Here is an 18,392-nt window from a genome sequence, read left to right on the forward strand (position 1 = left end):
CATATCTTGAATTATACAAAAATTTTTTGCAAATGGATAACATTTGTAATTAGACTAAACTTTTTAAAAAGAAAAATAGGCAGAAGATAAAACTCTCCTGCCTAATTTACATCGTCATCCAAAATATTTAGTCACTCAGATCAGTTTGTACTGATGGATGAATCGAAAAGAACCCTTTTCTCATTACGCCATCAAGATGTAATATTGAAGTTGCTTCATCAATGATATTTCATATTAGATGTGACAGATTTCAATTCTTCTGCCATTGATGCAAGGGACTGGGCCGAAGCGGAAATTTCCTGCATCGCAGCCAACTGTTCTTCCACTGTTGCGACAACTTCTTCAGATGCCGCATTATTACCTTGAGCCACTTCCACAAGACCATCCAATTCTTCATTGACATGTTGAAGAGCTTTGGACATTTCTTTCACTGCTTCAGAAACTTCTTCCATTTGCGGCGAAATTTCTTTCGTTGTTTGGTGAATGTGGTTGAATTGTTTAATGGCTTCGCTTGTAATCTCTACCCCATCATCTACATTTACAGAAATCTGTTTCATCATCTTTACTGTATTTTCCGTATCATCTTGAATTTTCTTAATAATCGCCTGAATTTCTTTAGCTGATGATTGGGTTTGTTCGGCAAGGCTTCTTACTTCATCAGCGACTACAGCAAATCCTTTGCCATGTTCACCTGCACGGGCAGCTTCAATAGCCGCATTTAAAGCAAGCAAATTCGTTTGATCGGCAATTCCAGTAATTACATTTAAAATTTCATTGATTTGTTTTGAACTATCATATAAAGAATGAATAATAGACTGTGATTGGCTAACAGATGTATGAATGGATTTCATTTGTTCAACCGTTTTGGAAACAGCTTGGCCGCCTATGTCTGCCACCTGAATAGCTTGGCGTGAAAGTTCCGTCACGTTAGATGAACGTTCGGCGATGTCCTCCACTCCTTGCGAAACTTTTTTAAAGATATGGGATACATTCTCAACCATACTTGTTTGCGCTTCTGCATTTTTCGATACTTCTTGAATTGAATTGGACACTTGTTCAGTTGCTGCAGTCGTTTCTTCGGAGCTGGCAGACAATTGTTCCGATGTAGCCGCGACTTTTTCGGCTGTTTCGTCTATTTGAAGAGTCAAAGTACGCAACCCATCAATCATTTCATTAAAAGCCATTCCTAACTTTCCAATCACGTCATTTGTCGATATTTTTGCGTATTGGGTCAAGTCCCCTCCACTGACTTTTACGGCTAAATCACCCAATTGTTTAATCGGTCTGCTTAAAGATTTAATGATGAAAACAGCAGCAAAGATACCAAAGATAATCGCAATAGTTCCTACAATCCATGATAAATGTAAGATTGCTTCATTTGCTTCACCAATTTCTTTCTCATAAACCAGTCCGCCGATTTTCCACCCAGTCAATTCATCCGTAATGAAATGTAAAATTACGGATTCTCCATTTAATACTCCACTAACCTGTCCTTTATCTTTCTCATACAATTTGTCGTAAATCGAATCTACGGCTTCACTTCCCAATTCAGCAGATGGATGAGCAATATATTTATTGTTTTTGTCTACAACGAGTCCATATCCCGCCTTGCCAATTTGAATGTTTCTCACTAATTCTTCCAACTTATCAAGATTAATATCAATTCCTGCAACTCCAGTGCCATCATCGAGAGCTTTGGAGATGGTAATCACCATTTTCCCTGTACTTGCAGCAACATAAGGTTCTGAAATAAAGGTTTCGCCTTTATTCTCCATGGCTTGAATATACCAATCTCTTTCTCTAGGATCGTATCCAGCTTTAACCGCTAAATGGGCTGGTTCCTTCACAAATATTCCGTCTTCATTTCCTACATAGACGCCAGCAATTTCGGGATGGGATTCTTGATAAAATTTCAGCCATTTACGTATTTCAGAATGATTGGATTCTTGAAATTGGGATCCTCTTATACGATTTGACAATATTTGAATATCCGTCATTTTCGGTTGAATTAGATCCTTGATAACATCATCGATTCTAGATACATTAGCCGAAATATTATCCAATATTTGATTTCTTAATTCTTCCTTGGATGTTTGATATGATAATGTGCCAATTAGCAAAGAAGAAAGGATTACAATAATTGTAATGGAAACAAATAATTTTATATGAAAATTACGAAAGCTAAACTTGCTGATTTTTTTTGAAACTTTTTTCACTGATAGTCCTCCCCTAGTTGAAAAGTGGCATCTCCTTTGCCAAAAAGATTTTGTATTTTTGTTTTCTATTTGTTGTTTCTAAATCAACACTTGCTGAAAAAAACCCATTATTATATCGACATAAATTTCTAACTTTTTGATATATTCTTTTAAAATCTTTATTTTGTAAAACTTTAGAATTATCGATTTATTTTTTATTTAGTGTAATCAGTCTAATTTTCCATCTTACCAAAATATGATTTTATATTTTATAAAACAAAATTAAATAGTTTTAAAGTCACATTATCAGACTTTTACAATTTATAAAAAAAGCAGCGATTCATACTTATGAATGTCGCCTACTGGTTTTAGGGAACCATCAAACCTATATAAGAGCATCAGCTACTTCTGTAACTGTCATGCCTGTATAATGCAACAAATGCTCCGCTCTTTTTATTCGAGTTTCAACAACATAGGATTGAATTGTTTGCCCCATGATTTCTTTGAATTTTTTTGAAAAATAACGTGGCGAAAAATTAGCGCGAGCAGCTAAACTTTCTACTGTATGATTTTTTTCGGGATGTTGTTGAACATAATTTGCCACTTCCCTGATTACCGCACAAGCGATCTTTTTATACACACAAGTGAGATCTCTATCCGCACGAGTGACCTTTTTATGTACACGAGTGGAATCTTTATCTGCACAAGTGACCTTTTTATATACACAAGTGAGATCTCTATCCGCACTAGTGACCTTTTTATGTACACGAGTGAGATCTCTATCCGCACGAGTGAATTTTTTATATACACAAGTGAGATCTCTATCCGCACGAGTGACCTTTTTATATACACAAGTGAGATCTCTATCCGCACTAGTGACCTTTTTATATACACAAGTGAAATCTCTATCCGCACGAGTGAATTTTTATATACACAAGTGAGATCTCTATCCGCACGAGTGACCTTTTTATATACACAAGTGAGATCTCTATCCGCACGAGTGAATTTTTTATATACACAAGTGAAATCTCTATCCGCACGAGTGAATTTTTTATATACACAAGTGAGATCTCTATCCGCACGAGTTATATCAAATCGAGTAGGAGGGAGCGATTAACTCCCGTCCTCTCACACCACCGTACGTACGGTTCCGTATACGGCGGTTCAATTAAGATAATTGACGCAAGTCTTTAAAACTTTCGTGAATAGCTGTTCTCTTTATGCCAGTGGTCACTCCACCCTCCAAGAGGTCCCCCACGGGATTCACCGCTTCCTTCCTCAAGTGAGGTACTACGTTTTCTGTGTTCATCATGACTCACTGAATGCCAAGGGCTATTCTCTCTTCATTGTTCGGTCCTTCTTAGTAGTTCTAAACCAACTAATACTATGACCTCTGCTGACTTCTGACGGTTCAGCTACTTATCACTAAGTAGGTTATGAAGCGTACTTCACATATCCGCCAGACCTCCCCGGGTAAGTACATGCACTTTCACACCATCTATCCGCCTCATTTACTCGATATGACCTTCGACAGAAAGAGCTTTGTTTTGTTTTGCAAACTCACTCAATCATACCTAGCCTTATATGAGGTTCGTGTTCCTCGGACCGGTGTTTTGCCTCCAGCTTCCTTCAGATTCCGCGTCACCACGGACACCCTTGCGTTGAGCTAACCTCTACTTCTGTCTTCGGGGTTCGGGACTTACACCCTATAGTTCATGTACATGCTGGGCGCACATCAAAAAGCCTGAGGAAGTCTTCCTCAGGCTGAAAGTATTGTCTTCAGATCTTCAATAAAATCACGGAACGATGTTAACCCACTGTATGAATTCAAAACAACTTAAGAAGTTTTACTTTTTACTGCCCCGTGTCCTAGATTATTTAAACGATCGGCTAAACCTAAACCGTGTTCAGGTTTTTCGTCATTGCCATTGATTACTCTTTCAAGTAAGGTTTGACTCCATTCATATGCATAAGAGCCATGTTCAGAATAATCGAGACCTGCAATTTCATCTTCGCTTGATACACGAATTGGATGAATAAAGTTAATCAGAACTGTTGCAACACTTACAATTAAGAATGTATAACTGATAACGGCTAAAACTCCAATTGCTTGCACGCCTAGTTGAGAAGCTCCATGGCCATAGAATAAACCGCTAGCTGTCGAGAACAATCCGATTGCAAGAGTGCCCCAAATACCGCAAATACCATGAACAGCAATCGCACCAACCGGATCATCGACACGTACTTTTGCATCTAAGAAACGAACACCTTCTACTAATAAAATACCTGATACGAATCCAACTATAATTGAACCTAGAATGGAAATATCTGCTGCACCTGCTGTAATCCCTACTAATCCACCGAGTACACCATTTAGTGAAATGGACGGATCAATTTTTCCAAAGCGGATTTTTGTATAAACGGCAGACGTCACAAAAGCTGCCGATGTAGAAAGTAGTGTCGTTGCAATGACATGTGGTACTAAACTTGTATCTGCTGCAAGGGTGCTTGCACCGTTGAAACCAAACCAGCCTAACCAAAGTACGAATACACCTAAAGCACCTAGAGGTATGTTATGGCCTGGAATCACATTGACCTTTTTACCTGTATATTTTCCGATACGAGGCCCGAGGAAGATGACAACGGTTAATGCGGCAATCGCACCAGTTAAGTGCACCACTGTGGAACCTGCAAAATCTGTAAATCCGAGCTGTGCAAGCCATCCGTCACCTGACCAAACCCAATGGCCTATGATTGGATAAACAATGATGCTCATTGCAACAGCAATCATTATATAGCTCATGATTCTTATCCGTTCTGCTACAGCACCTGAAATAATGGTAATGGAAGTTGCAGCAAACATTGCTTGGAATACGAAAAAGTCGATATCTTCTCTTCCCGATAAGAAAAATCCATTTGTTCCAAACATACCTCCAGCTGAATCACCAAACATCAAACCGAAGCCAACAAGATAATACAAAATGGAAACAATACTAATTGTTAAGAAGTTTTTCATGATGATGTTTAACGAGTTTTTTGCTCTCGTAAATCCTGTTTCCACCAAAGTAAATCCAGCATGCATGAAGAATACTAATATAGCACCTAACATGACCCAAACTAGATTCACAGACAATTCTATCGACTCAACAGTTGGTGCTTGTGCATAAGCTGGCATTGCAGCGAACAATAATAATGGAAAAATAGATAGCATTTTTTTCTTCAACTTCACTCGACTCCTCTCAACTTATATAATCGCTTCTTTACCATGTTCCCCTGTTCGGATGCGAATTGCTTCTTCAACAGGGATAATAAAAATTTTTCCATCACCTACCGATCCAGTTTTGCATGTTCTTTGAATCACTTCTATCACTTGATCTACTTTCCCATCTTCTACAACCAATTCAATTTTCAACTTTGGCAATACTTTAATTTCAAAAGTTGTACCTCGAAACATCCCCTCCACACCTTTTTGTTTGCCTGTACCGGCAGCTTCCGTAACGGTCATGCCACCGACTCCAATTGAGAATAAATTATCTCGCAATTCTTTAAACACTTCTGGACGCGTAATTACCTCAACTTTTTTCATATAACGTCCTCCTTTAAGTAGTTAATATAAAGTGATATAACGTTCACGTTCCCATGGATGCACGTTGATTCTAAATTCATCCCATTCAATACGTTTTGCTTCAATAAAGTGCGTTGTAATATGTTCGCCAAGTGCAGCTTTAATGACTTCATTTTGTTCGAGTGCGTCAATCGCTTCTTTTAAACTAGCTGGTAGACTGCGAATGTTTAATTGATCTAATTGTTCCTCATCCATTTTATAAATGTTAGAGTTTACTGGGTCACAAAGTGTTAATTTATTTTTAATGCCATCTAAACCAGCTGCCAGCATTACAGCTAGGGCAAGATATGGGTTTGCGGATGGATCTGGGTTTCTTAATTCAATGCGGGTACTTAAACCACGGCTTGCTGGGATACGAACGAGTGGACTACGATTTTTTCCTGACCATGCAATATAACAAGGTGCTTCATAACCAGGAACTAATCGCTTATAAGAATTGACTGTCGGATTTGTAATGGCTGCAAAACTATAAGCATGTTTTAAAATTCCGGCTAAATATTGTTTAGCAGTTTCACTTAATCCTAATTCATCTTTCTCATCAAAGAAGGCATTTTCTTTACCGCGGAATAGAGATTGGTGACAGTGCATTCCTGAACCGTTTACGCCATAGAGAGGTTTTGGCATAAATGTGGCATGTAGACCATGTTTTCTAGCAATATTTTTTACTACTAATTTAAATGTTTGAATTTGATCGGCTGCATCGACTGCATCGGAATATTTGAAATCAATTTCATGTTGTCCAGGGGCAACTTCATGGTGGGATGCTTCAATTTCAAAGCCCATTTCTTCTAAGGTAAGAACAATATCACGACGGCAGTTTTCCCCTAAATCTGTTGGAGCTAAATCGAAGTAACCTCCATTGTCGTTCAACTCCATTGTTGGATTGCCATGTTCATCTGCTTTAAACAAAAAGAATTCCGGTTCTGGACCTACGTTCATTGCTGTAAATCCAAGTTCATTCGCTTCCTTTAGTACCCGTTTTAATACGCCACGGGGATCACCAGGGAAAGGAGTACCATCTGGTAAATATACATCACAAATTAAACGTGCAATTTTTCTACCTTGTTCTGCTTCCCAAGGGAAGATAAGCCAAGTATTTAAATCGGGATATAAATACATATCTGATTCTTCGATTCTTACAAATCCTTCAATAGAAGAACCATCAAACATAATCTTGTTATCTAAAGCTTTTGGTAATTGACTAAGCGGTATTTCAACATTTTTAATAATTCCAAATAGATCTGTAAATTGTAACCGAATGTAGCGCACATTTTCCTGTTCAGCAATTTTTAAAATGTCTTCTTTTGTATAATTTTTTTTCATATTAAATTCCTCCTATTATCTATCGAAATTTCATTTATTTGATTGCTTGTTACAGCATTGTTTCTTTTGTGAAATAATCTAATTTTATTTCACCGTGGCAAATGTATTCTGCTCTGCCTTTTTTCCAAACGTGGTTATGTTCATCCCAATGAATTTCTAAATCACCTCCTGGAAGATGGACTGTTATTACTTGGTTTTGCTTCAGTTTTCCATTGAGCGTGGCTGCGACAACCGCCGCACAAGCACCTGTACCGCAAGCCATTGTTAAACCAGAGCCTCTTTCCCAAACTCGATAGTCGATTTCATTGTCATTTTTTACCTCTACAACACCAACATTTACTCTTTCAGGGAATAAATCGGAGAATTCAATCATTGGGCCGATTGTTTCTAACGGTACATTATGAACATCATCAACAAACATAATGGCGTGAGGGTTACCCATTGAAACACAAGTTAAGTAGTAAACATTTCCTCCTATCGTCAATGGTTCATTGATAGTCTTTGTTGTTGGGTCACCTTTCATTGGAATCATTCCTTTTAACAATTTCGGTTCACCCATATCAACTGTGACGAATTCCACTTCTTTTGTATTTTCTTGAGAAATGTGAACCTCAACGATACCGCCAAGTGTTTCTATAGTAAAACACGTTGAATCTATAAATTGATGATCATATAGATATTTCGCTACACATCTTAATCCATTTCCGCAATTTTTCCCCTCTGAACCATCTGCGTTAAAGATACGCATTCGAAAGTCGGCTACTTTTGAATCGCAAATAAGAATCATCCCGTCAGAACCAATTCCAAATCTCACATCAGAAAGATTTTTTGCTAGAGTTGGAAGTATTTGTTCTTGCAAAGTATTTTCTAGTAAATTAATAAAAATATAATTGTTTCCTAAACCATGCATTTTTGTAAAATACATTTCATCACCTTCCTTTGAAAATAAACTGAACTCCTTTCAATCGTCTTTCAATTTCCTTCATCACTTGCTGTTCTTCTTCTTCTGAATTAGCTTCAAAGGTAACGGAAAATCTTACGAAACTCCCTGCATCATCCCACGGAACTGTTGAAATCAAATGTTCTCGAATAAGGTATTGGGAAAAATCTTCCGCTGTTTGAAAGGAAGGCCCATCTTTGACCCCGATTGGAGCTTCAGCATATAAGTAAAAAGAGCCTTTCGGTTTTTCCACTTGAAAACCACACCCACGAAGAATATTCACTAGTAATTCATGGCGACGGGAATATTTATTTGCTGTTTGTTCGGTTATTTCAGGGTGGGATAAAGCGTAACTTGCAGCTTTTTGGATTGGAATAAATTGACCAGAATCGCTGTTATCCTTTACCGTTTGAAAAGCTTTTATTAATTTTGCATTTCCAGCAATAAACCCGATTCTCCATCCAGTCATATTGAAAGACTTGGATAAGGAATGGATTTCAACTCCTATCTCTTTTGCACCAGGTACCGATAAAAAGCTGAGTGGCTTCTCACCGTCGAACATTAATGCGGCATATGCTGCATCATGGACGACGATTAATTGATTGCTTTTTGCAAACTCAATAACTTCTTCAAAAAACTGTTTCGTCGCTACTGCACCAGTTGGGTTATTGGGATAATTTAAATAGAGCAGTTTTGCTTTCTTTAATACTTCTTGATCAATTTGATCAAGGCGAGGCAAAAAGTTATTTTCTTTTAATAATGGAAGATAAACAACTTCGCCACCGTAGTATTTTGTATAAGTTCCTAGCACCGGATAACATGGTGATGGCATTAATGTAATGTCCCCTGGGTTAATGAAAGCAGCTGGCAGTAAACTGAGTCCTGATTTAGATCCAATAACATGGTTAATTTCTGTTTCAGGATCTAAACCATTTACTCCAAATACCTCTGACATATAGCGGGAAGCAGCCACTTTAAATTCATGTATGCCATTATCTGAATAAAATCGGTTTTCAGGTTTTAAGGCTTCTTCGAATAGTTTTTCAACTACTCTTTTGTCTGCCATTGCATCAGGTTCACCGACTCCCAAATCAATTAAAGCCATATCCGGTTTTTCTTTAATGGCTATTCTTTTAGCTCTTTTAATTTTTTCAAATTTGAATATTTCTTCCTTTAAACCGAATGAAGGACCCCCAATTCGATCGGCAAATAATTGTTGTATATAATCTTCAGTCTGCACTTTAACCCTCCTAAAATTATAGGTTTACTTTGTTTGTTATTAACTGATGACAAGATTTTGCGGCTTCTTTTCCCTCTTGAATTGCCCATACAATTAAACTTTGACCACGTCTTGCATCGCCAGCAACAAACACGTTGTCTATATTTGTTTTGTAAGCACTACTATTTTTCAAGTTTTTAATATCAATATTTAATTGTTCAAATAATTGTTGTTCTGGTCCTTCAAATCCGATTGCCAGTAACACTAGTTGAGCAGGTATCATTTTCTCTGTATTTGGTATCGGTTCTCGAATTTTTTTTCCTTTTTCATTCAATGTCGTTTTCATACCAACACTTTTCACAGCAACAAGTTGACCGTTATCATCACCAATAAATTCTAATGCAGTAGTTGTAAATAGCCTTGGATCATCTCCAAATTTCGCTAGCGCTTCTTCTTGACCGTAATCCAACTTATATGTCATTGGATATTGTGGCCATGGATTATCAGGCGTACGTTCTGATGGACGTTTCGGATAAATATCGAATTGGACGACACTTTTACAATTTTGTCTTAGAGCAGTAGCGATACAATCGACTGCTGTATCACCGCCGCCTATTACTACCACATCTTTTCCCTCAGCAGAAATATATTGACCATTTTTAAAATCTGAATCCAGCATACTTTTCGTATTGGCGTGTAAATAATCCATCGCAAAGTGGATCCCTTTTAAATTTCTTCCGTTAATTTGTAGATCACGAGGTTTCGTTGCACCTGTGCAAAGAATGACCGCATCAAACTCTGATTGTAATTGGTCAATCGAATAATCTTTCCCAACTTCAACGTTTGTTAAGAAGGTAATTCCCGCTTGTTCCATCAGATGGATTCGACGATCAACTACGTGTTGCTCAATTTTCATTTTTGGAATGCCATAAGTGAGCAATCCTCCGATTCGATCTGCTCTTTCAAATACTGTTATTGAATGCCCATATTTATTTAACTCATGTGCACTAGCTAAACCAGCTGGTCCAGATCCAATTACCGCAATCTTTACTCCTGTTCGTTTTTCTGGAATGTCAGGTGTTACCCAACCTTCTTCAAAAGCTTTTTCGATGATTGCCCACTCTATACTTTTAATGGTTACGGAGCTTTCATAAAGGGAAGCGACACATCCAGCTTCACAAGGAGCCGGACATGCTCTTCCAGTAAACTCTGGAAATGGATTTGTTTTGCTTAATCGTTCATAAGCCTCTTTCCATTTACCTTGGTATACAAGCTCATTCCATTCAGGAATTAAATTAAATACCGGGCAACCTGTCGACATTCCTCCTACAGTAGAGCCATTTTGACAAAATGGAACACCGCAATCCATACATCGAGCTGCTTGAGTTTTTAACAAGTCTTCAGAAGGTAATGTTGATATTTCCTTCCAGTCTTGAAGTCTTTCTAGTGGATTTCGATACTGGGCATTTTGTCTTTTATACTCCAAAAATCCAGTCGGTTTTCCCATTTTGTTCACCACACTTTCTTAATTAGTAACTTTCTAATAAATACAATTCTTGTTCATCTAAAATCTGCTTATATTTGTGAGGAATCACACGAATAAAATTCGAAACTTCTTTTTTCCAATTTTGAATGATTCGTTTCGCTACAAGACTATTCGTTTCTTGAACATGTTCTTTGATTAAAGAAAGCACAAACTGGATTTCTTTTTCACTTTCAATCGTTTCAAGTAATACAAGCTCATCGTTATAATTTTCGTAAAAATATTTGTTTGCTGGAGAATATACATAAGCAATTCCGCCAGACATACCTGCTGCAAAGTTTTTCCCAACTTCCCCTAAAATTACGACTCTACCACCTGTCATATATTCACAGCCGTGATCTCCTGTACCTTCGACTACAACAAGTGCTCCACTATTTCGAACACAAAATCTTTCTCCTGCTTTACCGCGAATAAAAGCTTTACCGCTTGTTGCACCATAGAATGCCGCGTTGCCGATGATGACATTTTCCTCTGCAACAATCTTTGTATTTGAAGAAGGAGCTACAATGATTTTTCCACCAGATAATCCCTTTCCGACATAGTCATTTGCTTCTCCTTCCAACTTCAACGTAATGCCATTTGGAATGAATGCTCCAAAACTTTGGCCTGCGGATCCTGTAAAGTGAATTTGAATTGTATCTTCATTTAAACCTTCACTTCCATGTATTTTCGAAACAACACTTCCAAGCATTGTACCGACAGAGCGGTTCGTATTTTTAATAGGAAGAGCAATATGAACTGGCTTCTTATGATTTAAAGCTTCCTTGCTTAATGGAATTAATTTTTCATAATCCAATGTTTTTTCTAGTTGGTGATTTTGGCTTTTTGTAGCTGTACGTTCACCATCATAGCTAACGAGTAACGAAGATAAATCCAGTTTCTTTTCCTTCCAATTCACATCATTCTTAATCTGAATAATATCCGTTCTTCCCACCATTTCCTCTATTGTTCTAAAGCCTAATTCCGCCATATATTCACGAATTTCTTGCGCAATAAAGTGCATTAGGTGGACAACGTGTTCAGCAGTTCCGATCATTTTTCTTCTAAGAACTGGATTTTGAGTTGCGATTCCCACTGGGCATGTATCTAGATGACAAACCCTCATCATGACGCACCCTAACGATACAAGTGGCAATGTTGAAAATCCGTATTCCTCTGCTCCTAATAATGCGGCGATTACTACATCTCTACCGTTCATTAGTTTTCCGTCTGTTTCGAGCACTACTTTGTTTCTTAAGCCATTTAGCATTAATGTTTGATGTGCTTCTGCTAACCCTAATTCCCAAGGGAGGCCAGCATGCTTAATGCTCGTTTTTGCTGCTGCTCCTGTTCCTCCATCATAACCACTGATGAGAATTACATCGGCTTTAGCTTTTGCAACACCAGCAGCAATTGTTCCAACACCACTTTCGGAAACTAGCTTTACGTTGATTCGCGCTTCGGGATTGGCGTTTTTCAAGTCGTAAATTAATTGCTCAAGGTCCTCAATCGAATAAATATCATGATGAGGCGGTGGTGAGATTAGTTCAATGCCCGGCGTAGAACCTCTTGTCTTTGCAACTTCTTCTGTCACTTTATGGCCGGCAAGCTGTCCCCCTTCTCCTGGCTTTGCACCTTGAGCCATTTTGATTTGAATCTCATCACAATTCACTAAATAATGACTTGTTACACCAAATCGACCGGAAGCCACTTGTTTAATGCGGCTTAATTTTGAATCACCATTTGGCAAAGGAATAAAGCGGTTTGGATCTTCTCCTCCTTCTCCTGAATTGCTTTTTCCGCCAATTCGATTCATTGCAATGGCAATTGCTTCATGAGCTTCTATACTAATTGAACCGAAAGACATGGCACCTGTTTTAAATCGTTTAAAAATCGATTCGATTGGTTCTACTTCTTCAATCGGAATTGGTTTTCGATCACTTTTTAATTCAAATAATCCTCTTAACGTTGTATTCGTTTCTTTCGACAGCATTTCGCTATACTTTTTGTAAAGTTCATATTTTCCTGTACGGCAAGCGAGCTGTAAAGTATGGATTGTTTCAGGACGATAAAGGTGATCTTCACCATTTTTTCGCCATTGGAAATCAGATCCTTCTTCCAATAAAAGTTCATCATCTTCCCATGCAGCTTTATGGCGAATAACTGTCTCTAATGCAATATCATTTAATTCAAGTCCACCGATTTGAGAAATCGTACGAGGGAAATAATTTTCAATTACTTCTCGACTCAATCCAATTGCTTCGAAAATTTGTGCACCGATATAACTTTGCACCGTTGAAATGCCCATTTTAGACATGATTTTTAATATCCCTTTTGTGATACCTTTCACATACTTATCAATTAAATCGTTATCTACTGCTTCTTCCAATTGTGAAAGGGATGCGTAAACTAAATAAGGATAAATAGCGTTAGCTCCATAGCCAAGTAGTGCTGCAAAGTGATGCACTTCTCTCGGTTCTCCTGATTCGACAATAATGCTTACTTTATTGCGAAGGCCTTTTTGTATTAGGTAGTGATGGACACTGGAAACAGCTAATAATGATGGAATGGCTGCATTTTCTTTATTTACACCCCGATCGCTAATAATAAGTAATTGATATCCATCATTTGCAGCTTTTTCAGCATTTTTCAGAAGTTTTTTCAAATACTTTTTCATCGATTCTGGATGTTCACTAGGGAATAAAGTTGACAGTTTAGACACTTTCCAACCGTTTAAATTTAAACTAATAATTTTTAGCCATTCATTTTTAGTCAAAATAGGTGTTTTTAATTTTATTTTTTGATAGTCTTCTTTTTTAGGTTTTAATAAGTTACCTTCACTGCCCAAATACACTTCCATTGAAGTAACGTACGCTTCTCGAATAGCATCGATTGGTGGATTTGTTACTTGGGCAAATCGTTGTTTAAAGTAGTTGAATAATAGTTGTGGTTTTTTGGATAATACAGCGAGTGGCCCATCATACCCCATTGAACCAACTGGATCGTCTCCACGGACTGCTAAAGGTTTAATATATTTTTCCCATTCTTCAAAGGTATAGCCAAATGCTCGTTGGAGACGAATTATTTGAGTACGATCCATATTTTTTGATGTTTCTACATTTAATGCAGGAATGTTATCGATAGGTAAAATCATTTCAGCTGTCCATTGTTCATATGGATGTTCATTGATAAATTGCAGTTTTAGCTCCTCATCGAACAATAAGGCTTTCTTTTCGAAATCTACTACTAACATTTGACCTGGTTTTAAGCGGCCTTTTTGGACGATTTTTTCTTCTGGTATGTCGACAACTCCCACTTCTGAAGATAAATAGAAAAAGTCATCTTCCGTCAAAATGAATCTAGCAGGTCGTAAACCATTTCGATCAAGGCAAGCACCTGCTTGGTGTCCGTTTGTGAACCCCATTGCAGCTGGCCCATCCCACGGTTCCATTAATAAGCTATGATATTGATAAAACGCTCTCTGTTTTTCTGAAAGTAATTTATTATTTTGCCAAGGTTCCGGAATCATCATCATCATCGCTTGGGGTAAAGACCATCCGGACATCACTAAATGCTCTAAAACATTGTCAAACATTGCAGAGTCGCTGCCGTCGAGATTGACAATTGGATGAAGTGCCTCCAAATCATCACCAAACACTTCCGTTTTCATTGTTGCTTCTCGAGCAAACATCCAGTTTACATTACCGGTAATAGTATTAATTTCCCCGTTATGCATGAGCATCCTGTTTGGTTGAGCTCTGCTCCAACTCGGGAAAGTATTTGTACTAAAGCGGTTATGAACCATTGCCATTTTAGACTGGTAATTTTCATTCGTTAAATCGACATAAAAATTTTTTAATTGATTCGGTAACAGTAGCCCTTTATAAACAATGGTTTTCGATGAAAAACTAGAAATATAACAAGCATCAATATTACGCTCGAATTGTTTAAAGGTGTTTTCAATTTTTTTTCGGGCAATATATAAACGTCTTTCGAAATCATCATTTTGACTATTAACTGATGTAGGTATAACAAATAACTGATGAATTGAAGGGGCTGTTTGTATGAATTCATTTTGTAATACTTGATCGTTTGTTGGTACAGTTCTCCATCCGAAAATTGTCAAACTGTTCATTTCAACAATTTCTTCAATTCTTTGCTTGTATTCTTCTTGTTTCGTTTCCTCTTTTGGAAGAAAAATCATCATAACACCATATTCCCCTAAAGATGGCAGTTGTTTTCCCTGCTTTCCCCATTCTTTTTCAAATAATTCATGAGGTATGTCAGTTAAAATGCCTGATCCATCACCTAACGTTTCCTTATCATCTCGACCTCCGCGATGAGTTAACCGTTCTAGGGCAATTAACGCTTGGGATACAAGTGAATGTGATTTTTCACCTTTGATATTCGCTAATAAGGCGATTCCGCACGAGTCATGTTCAAATTGTGGATTGTATAAACCTTGTGTTAATCCTTGATCCATTTTTCTGCACCCCTTAATTCTTCCTGTTTTCTTATACATACATCCTAACAAGTCTAAAACCAAAAATATTTAGACTATTAAGTTGAATCTTTGCACTTTTTTACACTTCTTCTTTTCTTCAGGTTTATGTTTGAAAAAAAAAAAAAAAAAACACTTGCCGAACATATGCCAAGTGTTTTGCTGGAGGAGAGGATACGTTAATTCAAAGCAAAATCCAAAAATGAAACTCCCTCTAAATTACTAGGTATTCTATTTATCAATTAACAGTTCATATGTAACACAATTAATCATTTACTAGTTATTTCGAAATACTAAATATTTTTACAATATTTTATAAATATATTATAATGATGTAAGATTTTTACTATAAAAATTACAATATTTTCAGGAGAGAGAGCATCATGAACGTTGTTAAGAATTTGAAACTCCAAACGAAATTTAATATTTTAATCATCTTCGTTATTTTATTCTTAATGGTTTCAATTGGATTCGTAGCGAAAATTCAAATTGAAAAACAGTTATTATCAATTTATGAGGAAAAAGTTGCAGTTGAAGCGAAACAAAGTTTAAACATAATTGATGAAAGGTATCCAGGTAGTTGGAACGTTCGTGAAGGAAACTTATATAAAGGCGTTATTAAAATTAATGATAATAATAAAATCTTGGATAAAATCGGTGAGACTACTGGTGGTATTACCAATATATTTTTAAATGATTCTACTGTAGCAACAAATATTGTGGTAAACGGAGAAAGAAAAATTGGTGCTACTGCCGATCCTGCCATTGCAGAAGCAGTACTTCAAAATGGTGAGGTTTATATTGGAAAAGCCGATATTTCAGGCGAGTTGTATTTAACAATGTATCAACCAATCAAAGATGGAAAAGACAATATTATCGGAATGTGGCTTACAGGTACACCTATTGAATCAATACAAAAAAATGTTTACACTATTTTAATCGAAATTGTAATGACGATTGCAGTTATTGGGATCATTACAATGATTGTGATGTTATTCTTAATCCGTTCAATTGTTCGACCAATTAATCTCGTAAATAATCAACTGAAAGAAATTGCAGAGGGCGAAGGAGATTTAACGAAAGAAATTCAAATTCAATCTAAAGATGAAATTGGTGAAATGGCATTGTCCTTTAATAAAATGTTAGGTTCTTTACGAGCCATGCTTAGTCAAGTAAGAAAGGCTTCCGAACAAGTCGCTGCATCTTCAGAAGAATTATTATCTAGCTCTGAACAAACCGCTTCTGTGACCGATCAAGTGGTACACTCTATCCAAGAGGTAACAAAAACGATAGAAATTCAAGGTAAGAATACAACTGAGAGTGCTGAAGCCATACATGATATTACAAGAGGGATGCATTATATTGCAGATTCTATCAGTTCCGTTGCCGAAAACGCTAATGTCATGATGGCTCAAGCCAACTTAGGTAATAACCATATTCAAAAAGTAGTAGGCCAAGTAAAAAATATTCATGTTGCATCATCCGATACACTAGAGGTAATGAAAAACTTGGAACAAAATTCAATTTATATTGGAAAAATTATTGATGTCATTACCGAGATTGCAGCACAAATCAATTTGTTGGCATTAAATGCTGCAATTGAAGCAGCTCGTGCAGGAGAACACGGGAAAGGATTTGCAGTTGTCGCTGACGAAGTACGTAAATTAGCTGAACAATCAAAATCATCAGCTGATCAAATTGTTGAAATTATCCATATCATCCAAAAAGACATTGAAACAGCTGTTGATATGACAAGCAATGTTAATTCAGTTGCCAAAAATGGATTAGAAATAACCGAAGAATCCGGAAAATCATTTGAACAAATAGTAAAATCTATTGAGAATGTCACGGCCCAAACTCAAGAATTGAATACTATAACAGAAGAAATTACAACAAATATTGAACAAATTAATTCTTCCATTGAAGAAATCGCAAAAATGGCCGAAACGAATGCGAAACATTCAACAGAAATTTCCTCCGCTTCAGAAGAACAACTGGCTACAATGGAAGAAGTTACTACATCGGCTACAACATTGGCATCGATGGCTGAGCAACTTCAACTATTAGTGAAACGATTTAAAATATAATATACGTAATAAACCGACATATTCCGTATTGGAAATGTCGGTTTTTTTAAACAATATATTTAAGCATTTCTTTTTAGCGAGATTTCTTCTATCGTTGATTTTCTTATTCTCGGTAATGTCCGAATTTCCGATGGACTTTTCCCTGTATATGCTTTAAATTGTCGGCTAAAGAAATGAATATTATTATAACCAAGAGCATCAGCAACTTCTGTTACGGTCATCCCTGTATAATGCAACAAATGCTCCGCTCTTTTTATTCGAGTTTCAACAACATAGGATTGAATTGTTTGACCCATAATTTCTTTGAATTTTTTTGAAAAATAACGTGGCGAAAAATTAGCGCGAGCAGCTAAACTTTCTACCGTGTGATTTTTTCCGGGATGTTGTTGAACATAATTTGCCACTTCCCTGATTGTAAAGAACAACTGACTTTGCATTTCCTTGCTTTCTTCTAATTGTTTTGTTTCTGACTGTTGATCTTCCCTTAACAGTTGAATCATTAATTGTTTTAATATCAACTTTCCTTCGATATCTGCAGCAAAAGTTTTCACTAAAAATAATCTTACATATTGAGAAAGAAGCGACTCAAAATGAATCCGATCTTGTAAAATTCGATAAGATTTTGGTATCATATTCGGCTCGATTTCAAGGTCGAAATGAATGTACGTAATTACAAGCGGATGCATTGGATCTTGGGTTGCCGTCGTCCAATCACCTGGTTTAAATAGAAAACAACTACCTCTTTGTAATTTAAAATCCTTTCCGTTTAAAGTTAAAGTTCCTTTTCCGCTCCAAACGTAAAGTAAATCATAATTTGGAATAGGTGCTTTTCGCTTCCACTGCCAATTTGGTTCACAATTAATTGTTGCTAATGATGGTTTGATAACAAATTGATCAGGATTTACATTTAACATAATAATACCCCTTCCTTTCTACGCTGTTTATCATCAGCGTGTAAGAGTATCCACTGAATCCCTATA

General features: G+C 36.8%; 11 protein-coding genes and 1 pseudogene. 1 reads left to right on the top strand and 11 read right to left on the bottom strand.

Going from position 1 to position 18,392, the window contains the following annotated elements; translation table 11 throughout:
* Positions 1-218: 218 nt before the first annotated feature.
* The 10 genes and pseudogenes from NST98_RS04760 to gltB all read right to left on the bottom strand — a co-directional run bounded on the left by NST98_RS04760 (position 219) and on the right by gltB (position 15,307).
* Positions 219-2,216, bottom strand: coding sequence for a methyl-accepting chemotaxis protein (locus tag NST98_RS04760; protein ID WP_340714565.1), 1,998 nt, complete (start codon positions 2,214-2,216; stop codon positions 219-221).
* Positions 2,217-2,586: 370 nt separating this feature from the next.
* Positions 2,587-2,808: pseudogene (locus NST98_RS04765) on the bottom strand (helix-turn-helix domain-containing protein); the annotation flags it as partial.
* A gap of 555 nt (positions 2,809-3,363) precedes the next feature.
* Positions 3,364-3,507 carry a hypothetical protein gene (locus NST98_RS04770; RefSeq protein ID WP_340714567.1) on the bottom strand — a complete coding sequence of 48 codons (144 nt, stop codon included), beginning with the start codon at positions 3,505-3,507 and terminating at the stop codon, positions 3,364-3,366.
* Between the two features lie 525 nt (positions 3,508-4,032).
* Complete coding sequence (locus NST98_RS04775) at positions 4,033-5,418, bottom strand: ammonium transporter (RefSeq protein ID WP_445684025.1); 1,386 nt, start codon at positions 5,416-5,418, stop codon at positions 4,033-4,035.
* A gap of 21 nt (positions 5,419-5,439) precedes the next feature.
* Positions 5,440-5,781 carry a P-II family nitrogen regulator gene (locus NST98_RS04780; protein ID WP_096551303.1) on the bottom strand — a complete coding sequence of 114 codons (342 nt, stop codon included), beginning with the start codon at positions 5,779-5,781 and terminating at the stop codon, positions 5,440-5,442.
* A gap of 21 nt (positions 5,782-5,802) precedes the next feature.
* Complete coding sequence (gene glnA, locus NST98_RS04785) at positions 5,803-7,143, bottom strand: type I glutamate--ammonia ligase (protein WP_016839418.1); 1,341 nt, start codon at positions 7,141-7,143, stop codon at positions 5,803-5,805.
* A gap of 49 nt (positions 7,144-7,192) precedes the next feature.
* Entirely contained in the window at positions 7,193-8,068 is an 876-nt protein-coding gene (gene dapF / locus NST98_RS04790) for a diaminopimelate epimerase (protein ID WP_016839417.1), read from the bottom strand.
* A 4-nt stretch (positions 8,069-8,072) separates the two neighbouring features.
* Positions 8,073-9,323, bottom strand: coding sequence for an LL-diaminopimelate aminotransferase (locus NST98_RS04795; protein ID WP_016839416.1), 1,251 nt, complete (start codon positions 9,321-9,323; stop codon positions 8,073-8,075).
* 16 nt (positions 9,324-9,339) lie between these two features.
* Complete coding sequence (locus tag NST98_RS04800) at positions 9,340-10,809, bottom strand: glutamate synthase subunit beta (protein ID WP_016839415.1); 1,470 nt, start codon at positions 10,807-10,809, stop codon at positions 9,340-9,342.
* A 22-nt stretch (positions 10,810-10,831) separates the two neighbouring features.
* Complete coding sequence (gltB, locus tag NST98_RS04805) at positions 10,832-15,307, bottom strand: glutamate synthase large subunit (RefSeq protein ID WP_340714568.1); 4,476 nt, start codon at positions 15,305-15,307, stop codon at positions 10,832-10,834.
* Between the two features lie 401 nt (positions 15,308-15,708).
* Here gltB and NST98_RS04810 point away from each other — a divergent pair, with 401 nt between their 5' ends.
* A complete protein-coding gene (locus NST98_RS04810) occupies positions 15,709-17,412 on the top strand; it encodes a methyl-accepting chemotaxis protein (protein WP_340714569.1) in 1,704 nt (567 codons plus the stop codon).
* A gap of 59 nt (positions 17,413-17,471) precedes the next feature.
* On the opposite strand, the gene NST98_RS04815 is transcribed toward NST98_RS04810, so the two are convergent.
* Complete coding sequence (locus tag NST98_RS04815) at positions 17,472-18,326, bottom strand: AraC family transcriptional regulator (RefSeq protein ID WP_340714570.1); 855 nt, start codon at positions 18,324-18,326, stop codon at positions 17,472-17,474.
* Positions 18,327-18,392: the final 66 nt, after the last annotated feature.

This window comes from Ureibacillus sp. FSL W8-0352 (genome assembly GCF_038004345.1).
In the GTDB taxonomy this organism is placed as follows: domain Bacteria; phylum Bacillota; class Bacilli; order Bacillales_A; family Planococcaceae; genus Ureibacillus; species Ureibacillus thermosphaericus.

Excerpts from the sequence above, each read along its gene's own strand:
- NST98_RS04770 (WP_340714567.1), bottom strand. The coding sequence starts at position 3,507 with ATGATGAACACAGAAAACGTAGTACCTCACTTGAGGAAGGAAGCGGTG.
- NST98_RS04780 (WP_096551303.1), bottom strand. The coding sequence starts at position 5,781 with ATGAAAAAAGTTGAGGTAATTACGCGTCCAGAAGTGTTTAAAGAATTG.
- glnA (WP_016839418.1), bottom strand. The coding sequence starts at position 7,143 with ATGAAAAAAAATTATACAAAAGAAGACATTTTAAAAATTGCTGAACAG.
- dapF (WP_016839417.1), bottom strand. The coding sequence starts at position 8,068 with ATGTATTTTACAAAAATGCATGGTTTAGGAAACAATTATATTTTTATT.
- NST98_RS04800 (WP_016839415.1), bottom strand. The coding sequence starts at position 10,809 with ATGGGAAAACCGACTGGATTTTTGGAGTATAAAAGACAAAATGCCCAG.
- gltB (WP_340714568.1), bottom strand. The coding sequence starts at position 15,307 with ATGGATCAAGGATTAACACAAGGTTTATACAATCCACAATTTGAACAT.
- NST98_RS04810 (WP_340714569.1), top strand. The coding sequence starts at position 15,709 with ATGAACGTTGTTAAGAATTTGAAACTCCAAACGAAATTTAATATTTTA.
- NST98_RS04815 (WP_340714570.1), bottom strand. The coding sequence starts at position 18,326 with ATGTTAAATGTAAATCCTGATCAATTTGTTATCAAACCATCATTAGCA.